The sequence below is a fragment of the Xenorhabdus sp. BG5 genome (assembly GCF_015163665.1).
In the GTDB taxonomy this organism is placed as follows: domain Bacteria; phylum Pseudomonadota; class Gammaproteobacteria; order Enterobacterales; family Enterobacteriaceae; genus Xenorhabdus.
This window is the reverse complement of sequence record NZ_JADEUG010000054.1, coordinates 1-10,610: the sequence shown is the minus strand read 5'-3', so window position 1 is coordinate 10,610 and position 10,610 is coordinate 1. Positions and strand designations below refer to the sequence as shown.

At 41.8% G+C, this 10,610-nt stretch carries 8 protein-coding genes; 5 read left to right on the top strand and 3 right to left on the bottom strand.

Translation table 11 applies throughout. The annotated features are described in order from the left end of the window. Nucleotides 1–277: 277 nt before the first annotated feature. Nucleotides 278–1,372 (top strand): 3-deoxy-7-phosphoheptulonate synthase, encoded by a 1,095-nt coding sequence (locus IQ209_RS17425; RefSeq protein ID WP_304952578.1) that lies wholly within the window; start codon nt 278–280, stop codon nt 1,370–1,372. Nucleotides 1,373–1,377: 5 nt separating this feature from the next. Then, nucleotides 1,378–2,496, top strand: coding sequence for a bifunctional chorismate mutase/prephenate dehydrogenase (gene tyrA, locus IQ209_RS17420; RefSeq protein ID WP_193852459.1), 1,119 nt, complete (start codon nt 1,378–1,380; stop codon nt 2,494–2,496). 47 nt (nt 2,497–2,543) lie between these two features. Here tyrA and pheA read toward each other — a convergent pair whose 3' ends face one another. From pheA to bamD, 3 genes are all read right to left on the bottom strand, one after another. Then, nucleotides 2,544–3,698 carry a bifunctional chorismate mutase/prephenate dehydratase gene (gene pheA, locus IQ209_RS17415; RefSeq protein WP_193852458.1) on the bottom strand — a complete coding sequence of 385 codons (1,155 nt, stop codon included), beginning with the start codon at nt 3,696–3,698 and terminating at the stop codon, nt 2,544–2,546. Between the two features lie 313 nt (nt 3,699–4,011). Beyond that, nucleotides 4,012–4,344 (bottom strand): ribosome-associated translation inhibitor RaiA, encoded by a 333-nt coding sequence (raiA, locus tag IQ209_RS17410; RefSeq protein ID WP_047771873.1) that lies wholly within the window; start codon nt 4,342–4,344, stop codon nt 4,012–4,014. Nucleotides 4,345–4,818: 474 nt separating this feature from the next. Next, on the bottom strand, nt 4,819–5,541 hold the full coding sequence (bamD, locus tag IQ209_RS17405) for an outer membrane protein assembly factor BamD (RefSeq protein WP_193852461.1): 723 nt from the start codon (nt 5,539–5,541) through the stop codon (nt 4,819–4,821). Between the two features lie 147 nt (nt 5,542–5,688). Here bamD and rluD point away from each other — a divergent pair, with 147 nt between their 5' ends. The 3 genes from rluD to clpB all read left to right on the top strand — a co-directional run bounded on the left by rluD (nt 5,689) and on the right by clpB (nt 10,105). Next, entirely contained in the window at nt 5,689–6,666 is a 978-nt protein-coding gene (rluD, locus tag IQ209_RS17400; protein ID WP_193852457.1) for a 23S rRNA pseudouridine(1911/1915/1917) synthase RluD, read from the top strand. A 4-nt stretch (nt 6,667–6,670) separates the two neighbouring features. Next, on the top strand, nt 6,671–7,402 hold the full coding sequence (yfiH, locus tag IQ209_RS17395; RefSeq protein ID WP_193852456.1) for a purine nucleoside phosphorylase YfiH: 732 nt from the start codon (nt 6,671–6,673) through the stop codon (nt 7,400–7,402). A gap of 129 nt (nt 7,403–7,531) precedes the next feature. Further along, entirely contained in the window at nt 7,532–10,105 is a 2,574-nt protein-coding gene (clpB, locus tag IQ209_RS17390) for an ATP-dependent chaperone ClpB (RefSeq protein WP_193852455.1), read from the top strand. Nucleotides 10,106–10,610: the final 505 nt, after the last annotated feature.

Genomic DNA, 10,610 nt, shown 5'->3' with positions numbered 1-10,610 from the left:
ATATGTAATTGGTTAATAAATTATTTCTATTTTGGTTGGGTTGTAAATTGTCATTTACAATGAATTAACTTTAATAATTATTTATATATTTTGATATGAAAATAAAATTCAATGGCTTGTGAGTATCTCCACTATATCAACAGTCTTTGCATTATGTGTAAATTATTATTTACAGTTTGTAGATAATATTTACGTTTTTGGATTGTATTCTTTACGGATCATGGTATGTTATCCAGCAGACACTTAGACAAACATTAAACAGACAAGGCAGGTAGAAATGATCATGCAAAAAGACGCTCTGAATAACGTTAATATCCTTGATGAGCAAGTCCTTATCACACCGGAAGAGTTGAAACGGAAATATCCGCTAAATAGCCATGATCGACATGCCATCACAAACGCGCGTAATACTATCGCTGACATTATTCAGCATCGTGATCCTCGTTTATTAGTGGTATGTGGTCCATGTTCAATTCATGATGTGGATGCAGCCCTAGACTATGCCCGTCGTTTGAAAACGCTTTCTGCTGAATTGAGTGATTGTCTGTATATTGTTATGCGTGTCTATTTTGAAAAGCCTCGTACAACCGTCGGTTGGAAAGGATTAATTAGTGATCCTTATATGGATGGTTCATTTGATATGGATGCTGGGCTGCATATTGCCCGCCGCCTGTTGTTGAACCTGGTAGAAATGGGATTGCCATTGGCTAATGAGGCACTTGATCCCAATAATCCACAATACTTAGGGGATCTATTTAGCTGGTCAGCAATTGGTGCCAGAACAACAGAATCCCAAACTCATCGTGAAATGGCATCAGGGTTGTCTGTTCCAGTCGGATTTAAAAATGGTACAGATGGTAGTTTGAATACCGCAATTAATGCCATGAAAGCAGCAGCAATGCCCCATCGCTTTATGGGAATAAATCAGTCAGGTCAGGTTTGTTTGTTGCAAACTCAGGGTAATCCGAATGGACATGTGATATTGCGTGGTGGCGCAGTGCCGAATTACAGTGCAGAACACGTTGCTGATTGTGAACGCCAAATGGTTAAAGCAGGGCTGATACCATCACTGATGATTGATTGCAGTCACGGTAATTCCAATAAAGATTTTCGTCGCCAGAGTATCGTTGTAGATTCTGTTGTTGAACAAATAATGTCCAAAAATCAATCCATCATTGGGATTATGTTGGAAAGCCATATTAATGAGGGCAATCAATCCTCCGAACAGCCTCGCTCTGAGATGAAATATGGTGTTTCGGTGACAGACGCCTGTATTAACTGGCAGACTACAGAGCAAATATTGAGAAAACTGCACCAACAAATCGCTCCACATTTGGTTAATCGAAACATAATGATGGCAAAAGCAGGATAACCAATATGACAACAGAATTGTCACAGTTGAGAGCTCAAATTGATGAGGTAGATAAAACCTTATTAGCGTTGCTGGCAAAAAGAATGAATTTAGTCGCGCAAGTGGGTGAAGTTAAAAGTCAACTCGGCTTACCGATTTATGATCCTGATAGGGAGGCTGCTATGTTGGCCTCACGCCGTCAGGAGGCGGAAAATATGGGAATTCCGCCTGATTTGATTGAAGATATCTTACGCCGAATTATGCGAGAATCTTATGTCAGTGAAAATAACAAAGGCTTTAAAAAACTCAGTACTCATTTGGGACCTGTGGTCATTGTAGGTGGTTCAGGCAAAATGGGTCGATTATTCAGTCGATTGTTGACGTTGTCTGGCTATGAAGTCAGGGTGTTCGAAGCTGACGATTGGGATAACGCCAAACATATATTAGCCGGAGTAGGGATGGTAATCGTCAGTGTTCCCATTCATTTGACAGAGAAGATTATCCGTCGATTACCCCCTTTGCCAGAACAGTGCGTTTTAGTTGATTTGGCTTCAATCAAGCAAAGACCGTTAAATGCGATGCTTGAAGTACATAAAGGGCCGGTTTTAGGGTTGCATCCTATGTTTGGGCCAGATGTAGGTAGCTTTGCTAAGCAAGTGGTTGTGTATTGCGATGGACGCTATCCAGAATCATATCAATGGTTTTTGGAACAGATATCAGTATGGGGAGCGAGGTTACATCAAATCACCGCAGAGAAGCATGATAAAAATATGAGTTTCGTTCAGGCGTTGCGTCATTTCACTACCTTCTCTTACGGACGGCATCTTGCAAAGGAAGATATCGACTTACAGCAATTGCTTTTACTATCTTCACCGATATATCGATTGGAGTTAGCGATGGTGGGACGATTATTTGCACAAGATGCTCAACTGTATGCTGATATTATTATGTCTAGTCCTGAAAATATTGCACTTATACGTCGGTATTACCAAAGTTTTGGGCAGGCGCTGGAAATCTTGGAACATCAAGATAAGTCAGCTTTTATTGAGAGCTTTAACCAAGTGAGTGGTTGGTTTGGTGATGAAGCAGCTCGATTTATGAAGGAAAGTCGAATGCTTTTGCAGCAGGCTAGTGACAACCGATAGGGTCTTATTTTAAAACCGGATGTTTCTATCCGGTTTTGTTTTTTACTTTAGATAGGATCGATAGGAATGACATTTTCTGATGGGTAAGATCCTAACACTTTCAGAAAACGAGTAATTTCCGTCAATTCTTTCAATGCTTGTTGCATTTTCATGGAACGTAGATTGGCTTGTACATCAATATAAAACATCTCTTCCCACGGTTTGCCATTTATCGGGCGAGACTCCAATTTACTCATGGGGATATCATGTTTTTTTAGGATAATGAGAGCATCAACCAGTGCTCCTGCTTGCTGTCCAGTTGACATAATAAACGTGGTTTTGGCAGGAACTTGTTCGGATACGTCAATAGATTTGCGGGAGACAACAATAAAGCGAGTACTATTCTCTTGCTGATTTGCTAGGTTGTTTTCTAAAACATGTAATCCATAAAGAGTGCCGCCAGCCTCACTGCCTAATGCGGCTATTTCTGGTGAGTTGAGTTCAGCCACTTTTTGCATAGCCGCAGCAGTGCTTTCACAGTAGACAATATTCCAGTCAGGATATTTATTGAGATATTGGCTACATTGTTGAAAAGGTTGGGAATGGCTATAAACGGTTTTTATCCTTGAGATATCAGTTTGCCCGGCAATCAATAGACAGTGATTGATTGGCAAAGTTATCTCTCCAACAAGGGATAGAGGAGTATGTTGCAATAAATCATAAACCTCATTGATTGCCCCTGAGCTGGTATTTTCCAGTGGCAGGATGCCATAATCAGCCTGACCAATCTCAACTAGTGAGAAAATATCTGAGAATTTGTGACAACTGCACTCAACCAACTGATTAAAGTGACGAGCAGCAAATTGTCGAGCGGCAATATGAGAATATGAACCTTTTGGTCCTAAAAAAGTAATACGGGCAGAATCGTAAGGTGTCTGATTCAGATATTGTTGCAATAACGCCTGTTGGGTGAGAACAGAATCCTCAATGATCATCTGAAATAATCGCGTAATGTAAAATCCATCTAATCCACATGATTTTCCTTTATCAATCAATGCATTCAACAACTCTCGTTCACGATTTTTATCTCGAATAGGGCGATGATCGAGCAGTTTTGTCTGAGCGATGTCACTGGCTAATTGTCGGCGTTTAGCAAGTAGATCCAGCAATTCCGCATCAATATGACTAATTTCCTCTCGTAAACTCACTAAGTCTCGTTCCATAGTATGTTCCTGATATGCTTATTATGAGTGTAGCCTGTGTATCGTAGATATGTTTGTGATCAGTAAAACGAAAAACCTCCCTGTCGATGGGAGGCTTTTATTCGTCTTCTTAATTTTCTTTGAAACGAATCAACCTCCTTATGAGAAGGTGAAAAAAAAGAAAAATAACAAAGACGGTTTGATAATCATTTGACCTGTTAGCATGCTACTTTATGGTTTCAATAATGTATTTTAATTAACCTATTTAGCTTGGAGTGTCAACAGGCAGTAAAAACGCGCTCATTGAGCGCGTTAGGACAAGAATCAGGGAGGATTATACTTCTAAGTTGAGATTGGACTCTTTAACACTATTGTCTGTGCGGCGAGCTTCTGCTTTATGCTGCACTTTATTGAGTTGGCGCTCTAATTTTGTCAGCAGATCATTGATTGCTGCATACATATCTTCATGTTTAGCGCTGGCTACTAACGTGCCATTTGGTGTGCCGATTGTGGCGTCAACCAAGAATCCTTGCGGTTCTTTTGATAGCACGATATGTGGATTGATTAGATTAACTTGCCATTTGCTCAACTTACTTAGACGGTCTTCTACATGGCTACGAATTGCGGGGGTAATTTCCATTTGTTTGCTGGTAATGTTCACTAACATATAGTTACCTCTTTGATGTTACTCCGTCTCTGATGCATCCAGCATAGCGCCATTTTGCATAAAAAGAATGATCTAAATCACTTTTATTGAGTGATTTTGGCAGTAAGTGACGGAATTGTGATAGCTAACGAAGATATGGAGAATATTTGTTGCGAAGGAAAGAGTTATGCATCATTATTGGTCAGTTATGGGATTGTTAAATTGCGTTATAATTACAAAATTTGAATTATTTTCAAGGTGAAAATAATAAAGATATAGCTATAGCCAAACATGGCACAAAATGTGCCGATGCGTTCGGTTTGTTGGCTAAATAAGATATAGAACAAAAAGCAAGTCTTACAAAAATCACACTTCCACTTCCAGTAGTGATATTTCTGGCAACGACAACTTTACAACTTCAACCAGTAGATAAAAAAACAGCAGCTATTTAGCTACTGTTTTTGTTTACTTGTTCAAACCTGATGGAATAAGATTTTATACGGGGTTGGCAGCGATCAGTTGTGCTACTTTATTGGCTTCAGCCGTCAATCCTAATTCTTTATAAGCTAACTCCATATAAGGGAGTGCTTTCCGAGTTGCATTAGCATCAGGGTAGTCTCGTAGCATCTGTTCTGCCCGATTGATGACAGCTACGTAAGCACTGCGTTTAGTGTAATATTGAACAACTTCAAGTTCATATTTGGCTAAACGTTCTTTGAGGAAGATTAACCGCTTAGTAGCATCAGTGGAATATTGACTGTTAGGGTAATAGCGTACCAGTTGGTTGAAATCACGGAATGCAGCACGGGCATGTTCAGGATCACGATTTGATCGATCAATGCCGAAAAGGCCTTGTAATGGACTGTCATCCAGCGCTTGCGAAACTAAACCACGCATATAGAGTACATAATCGATATTAGGATGGGTTGGATTCAGGCGCATGAAACGGTCAATGGATGCGAGAGCCAGTGGGTATTCCGCTGATTTGTAATAGGCGTAGATCAGATCAAGTTGAACTTGCTGGGAGTAAGGGCCAAAAGGATATCGGTTATCAAGGGATTCCAATTGCTTGATAGCCGCTTTATAGTTACCTTCTTGCAGCTTTTCCTGTCCAATTGAATAAATTTGAGATGGCGGGATATCAGGAACAGCATCTTTATTGCTGGAGCATCCAGATAGAACCAGGCTCAATGTGGTCGCTGCCACCAGATATTTCATGCGAATCATCACGTGTTGATTATCCTCTGAGTGTTTTCTGGGAGACTGTCCGTGAAGCTCCCGGCGAAATATGGGGTTACAATAGCACACTATTTTAAATGAAACGGCCTCGCCGTCAAAACTCAACGTAAAATATAGAAACTATATATGGCACAACAAATCCGACTTAATGCAATAGTCGCTGAATCTCAGCTTGGTCAACGTTTAGATCAAGCTTTGGCTGAATTGTTCCCTGATTACTCCAGGTCACGTATAAAAGAGTGGATCCTGGATAATAAAGTTCAAGTTAATGGCAAATTAATTAGCAAACCAAAAGAAAAAGTCCTGGGCGGTGAAGAAATCTCCGTTGACGCTATCATTGAAGAAGATGCACGTTGGGAGCCTCAGGATATCGAACTGAATATTGTCTATGAGGATGACGATATTTTGGTCATCAATAAACCACGTGATTTGGTTGTTCATCCGGGAGCCGGTAATCCTGACGGTACTGTGTTGAATGCCTTGTTATATCATTACCCTGACATTGCAGATGTTCCCCGTGCAGGTATTGTTCATCGTCTTGACAAAGATACGACAGGGCTAATGGTTGTGGCAAAAAACGTTCCGGCACAAACTCGTTTGGTGGAATCTTTGCAATTACGTGAAATAACCCGTGAATATGAAGCGGTTGCTCTGGGGTGTATGACGGCTGGAGGAACGGTAGAAGAACCTATCTCCCGCCATCCAACAAAACGAACACACATGGCAGTACATCCTATGGGTAAACCTGCTGTTACCCATTATCGTGTTATGGAGCATTTCCGGGCACATACTCGATTACGTCTGCGTTTGGAGACAGGCAGAACACACCAAATTCGTGTGCACATGGCACATATAAAACATCCGTTGGTGGGAGATCCTCTGTACGGCGGGCGGCCTCGTCCTTTAAAAGGGGCTTCTGATGAATTTCGCGAAGCGATGCGCAATTTTGATCGCCAGGCATTGCATGCAACTATGTTACGTCTTTACCATCCGATCACTGGAATTGAGATGGAATGGCATGCTCCATTACCGGACGACATGGTTAAGTTGATTGAAGTGATGAAAGCAGATGCCGAGACTTTCAAAGATGAGATGGATTGGTAGGTAAATGACACCACTGATTTTTCCTGATTGGCCACAGCCTGATAATGTTGGCGCTTGCAGTACTATCCGTTTAGGCGGAGTAAGCCAACTTCCTTATGACAGTTTAAATCTGGGTAATCATGTTGGGGACGTTCCAGAATACGTGGAACGGAATAGAACGCTATTGGTTGAATATGCCCAATTACCGCAACAACCTACATGGTTGGAGCAAGTACACGGAACACGTGTCATCACACTTGATGGTCAGCCATTGGTGAATAATCAGGCCGATGCCGTTTACACGAATATCCCTGATCAGGTTTGTGCTGTGATGACAGCAGATTGTTTACCCGTTCTTTTTTGCAGTATTTCTGGTGATGAGGTTGCGGCGGCTCATGCAGGATGGCGCGGATTATGTGCCGGAGTGTTGGAGAATACTGTGTCTCGATTTAGCGCAAAACCTGACATGATCCGTGCGTGGTTGGGGCCTGCTATTGGCCCTGAAAAATTTGAGGTGGGAGGTGAGGTGAGAGAAGCTTTCATCGCAACTAATCCTGATCTGGAACAAGCTTTTACGCCTTATGGCGATAATTTTCTGGCAAATATTTACTTACTGGCTAAATTAAAGTTGCAGTTAGTAGGAATAACAGAAATTTTTGGTGGAGCCGCATGTACTGTCACGGAGGAAAAAAACTTTTTCTCCTATCGTCGTGATGGTAATACAGGGCGAATGGCAACTTTAATCTGGTTGCGATAACCTACTTTACAGGACGATCTTTGGCGTATAGCGGTAAGTTTCCAATTAACTTTTCAGAAGACCTTGAATATTTAAGGAATGACCTTATCTAGTCTCCAGTAGCAAATTCTGACCAGTATTGGAGGTGTTATGCGTCTGGATCGTCTTACCAATAAATTCCAGCTTGCTCTCGCTGACGCCCAATCCCTCGCATTAGGGCGTGATAATCAATTCATCGAACCTATCCACTTGATGAGTGCATTAATTAATCAAGAAGGCGGTTCAGTACGTCCTTTATTGGCCTCGGCAGGGGTGGATACAGGAAGCTTCAATGATCAACTGAATCGGGCTCTGAACCGATTGCCGAAAGTAGAAGGCAATGGTGGAGATGTGCAGGTATCCAACGAACTGGGACGTTACTTAAACCTGTGTGACAAACTTGCCCAAAAATCAGGTGATAACTTCATTTCTTCTGAACTCTTTGTTCTGGCAGCGATAGAAGAACGTGGAACATTAAGTGACATGTTGAAAGCGGCGGGAGCAACCAAAGATAAAATCACTAAGGCAATAGAACAAATGCGCGGTGGTGAAAAAGTGAATGAGCAAGGCGCAGAAGATCAGCGCCAAGCGTTAAAGAAATATACCATTGATCTGACTGAGCGTGCTGAACAAGGCAAATTAGATCCTGTAATTGGGCGTGATGAAGAAATTCGTCGAACTATTCAGGTGTTGCAGCGTAGAACCAAAAATAACCCTGTCCTCATTGGTGAGCCAGGGGTTGGGAAAACCGCGATTGTTGAAGGTTTGGCACAGCGTATTGTCAATGGTGAGGTTCCAGAAGGGCTGAAAAACAAACGTGTTTTGTCTCTCGATATGGGAACGTTATTAGCCGGTGCTAAATATCGTGGTGAATTCGAAGAGCGTTTGAAAGGTGTTTTGAATGATCTTGCCAAACAGGAAGGTTCAGCCATTCTGTTTATTGATGAATTGCATACCATGGTAGGTGCAGGCAAAGCCGAAGGCGCAATGGATGCTGGTAATATGCTAAAACCCGCTCTGGCTCGTGGAGAGCTGCATTGCGTTGGGGCAACAACACTTGATGAATATCGTCAATATATAGAAAAAGATGCGGCCTTAGAACGCCGTTTCCAGAAAGTTTATGTGGCAGAACCTACGGTTGAGGACACGATTGCTATTTTACGTGGATTGAAAGAGCGATATGAATTGCATCATCATGTCCAAATTACTGATCCGGCAATTGTGGCGGCTGCAACATTATCTCATCGTTATATTTCTGATCGCATGCTGCCTGATAAAGCAATTGATTTGATTGATGAAGCAGGGGCAAGTCTGCGTATGCAGATGGATTCTAAACCAGAAGCATTGGATCGCCTTGAGCGTCGTGTTATTCAATTAAAACTCGAGCAGCAAGCACTGAAAAAAGAGTCTGATGATGCTAGTAAAAAACGTTTAGAGATGCTGAATGAAGAATTGGCAGAAAAAGAACGTGAATATTCTGAATTGGAAGAAGAGTGGAAAGCGGAGAAAGCTGAACTTAGTGGTACTCAGAATATTAAGGCCGAATTAGAAAATGCCCGTATTGAATTAGAAAAAGCTCGCCGTAGTGGTGATTTGGCTAAAATGTCTGAAATTCAGTACGGAAAAATTCCTGAATTGGAAAAACGTCTGACAACAGCAACAACAGCAGAAAATCGTCATATGAAGCTGCTGCGTAACAAAGTCACAGATGCTGAAATCGCTGAAATACTCGCGCGCTGGACAGGGATTCCTGTATCTAGGATGCTGGAAAGCGAAAAAGATAAGTTACTGCGTATGGAGCAAGAATTGCATAAACGTGTGATAGGGCAGAATGAAGCTGTTGATGCCGTATCGAATGCAATTCGTCGTAGCAGAGCAGGATTATCTGATCCCAATCGTCCAATCGGTTCTTTCATGTTCTTGGGGCCGACAGGGGTGGGGAAAACAGAATTGTGTAAGGCGTTGGCTAATTTCTTATTCGACAGTGATGATGCTATGGTGCGCATTGATATGTCGGAGTTTATGGAAAAACACACCGTTTCAAGGTTGGTGGGAGCGCCTCCCGGATATGTTGGATATGAAGAAGGAGGGTATCTGACAGAAGCGGTGCGCCGTCGTCCTTATTCTGTCATTTTGCTGGATGAAGTAGAGAAAGCCCACCCAGATGTTTTCAATCTCTTATTGCAGGTATTGGATGATGGCCGTTTAACTGATGGTCAAGGAAGAACCGTTGATTTTCGTAACACCGTTGTGATTATGACCTCTAACTTAGGCTCCGATATGATTCAAGAACGTTTTGGTGCATTGGATTATATCGGTATGAAAAATATGGTGATGGAAGTAGTTGGTCATCATTTCAGGCCTGAGTTTATTAACCGGGTTGATGAAGTTGTTGTGTTCCACCCATTAGGGAAAGAGCATCTGAAATCTATTACGAATATTCAATTGCAGCGTTTATATAAGCGTTTGGAAGAGCGCGGCTATCAGGTAGAGATAACACCTCCAGTATTGGAAAAACTCAGCGAAGCAGGTTTCGATCCTGTATATGGAGCTCGTCCATTGAAACGGGCTATCCAGCAAGAGATTGAAAATCCTCTGGCTCAGCAAATTCTCTCTGGTAAATTGATACCAGGTAAGTTAGTAACTTTGGAATTAGAAGACAATCTTATTGTTGCAACACAATGATATTGATTGCTTAGAAAGTTCTTAAGAGGTGTTTTTGCACCTCTTTTTTCTTTTTCTAGATTGGGAAAACACCAAATTCGGGTATTTTGGGTGATAAATAATCGGTTGAAATGTTTTTTCAAAATAACTATTGCTAGTATCAAAAAACTCCCTATAATGCGCTTCCGTTATCACGACAAACACACAAACCGGTCGGGATGACACCGTGAAAGGCCCTGAAAAATAAGGCTTGACACGGTAAGAGGAAAGCGTAAGATACGCAGCCTCGCAACCCGGAAGACGCTTCCGGTTGCCAACGCTCTTTAACAAGTTAATCAGACAATCTGTGTGGGCACTCGCAAGAGACTATCGATACGCCGAAAGGCGAGCAAGATTCAAGTCTTAAAGAGTGACCAAGCAGTTAATTCATTATGAACTAACAGTGAAATTCTTTGAGCATCAAACTTTTAATTGAAGAGTTTGATCATGGCTCAGATTGAACGCTGGCGGCAGGCCTAACACATGC

What these genes read in the sequence shown, in the direction of transcription:
- IQ209_RS17425 (WP_304952578.1), top strand. Translation starts at nt 278, where the DNA reads ATGATCATGCAAAAAGACGCTCTGAATAACGTTAATATCCTTGATGAG.
- tyrA (WP_193852459.1), top strand. Translation starts at nt 1,378, where the DNA reads ATGACAACAGAATTGTCACAGTTGAGAGCTCAAATTGATGAGGTAGAT.
- pheA (WP_193852458.1), bottom strand. Translation starts at nt 3,698, where the DNA reads ATGGAACGAGACTTAGTGAGTTTACGAGAGGAAATTAGTCATATTGAT.
- raiA (WP_047771873.1), bottom strand. Translation starts at nt 4,344, where the DNA reads ATGTTAGTGAACATTACCAGCAAACAAATGGAAATTACCCCCGCAATT.
- bamD (WP_193852461.1), bottom strand. Translation starts at nt 5,541, where the DNA reads ATGAAATATCTGGTGGCAGCGACCACATTGAGCCTGGTTCTATCTGGA.
- rluD (WP_193852457.1), top strand. Translation starts at nt 5,689, where the DNA reads ATGGCACAACAAATCCGACTTAATGCAATAGTCGCTGAATCTCAGCTT.
- yfiH (WP_193852456.1), top strand. Translation starts at nt 6,671, where the DNA reads ATGACACCACTGATTTTTCCTGATTGGCCACAGCCTGATAATGTTGGC.
- clpB (WP_193852455.1), top strand. Translation starts at nt 7,532, where the DNA reads ATGCGTCTGGATCGTCTTACCAATAAATTCCAGCTTGCTCTCGCTGAC.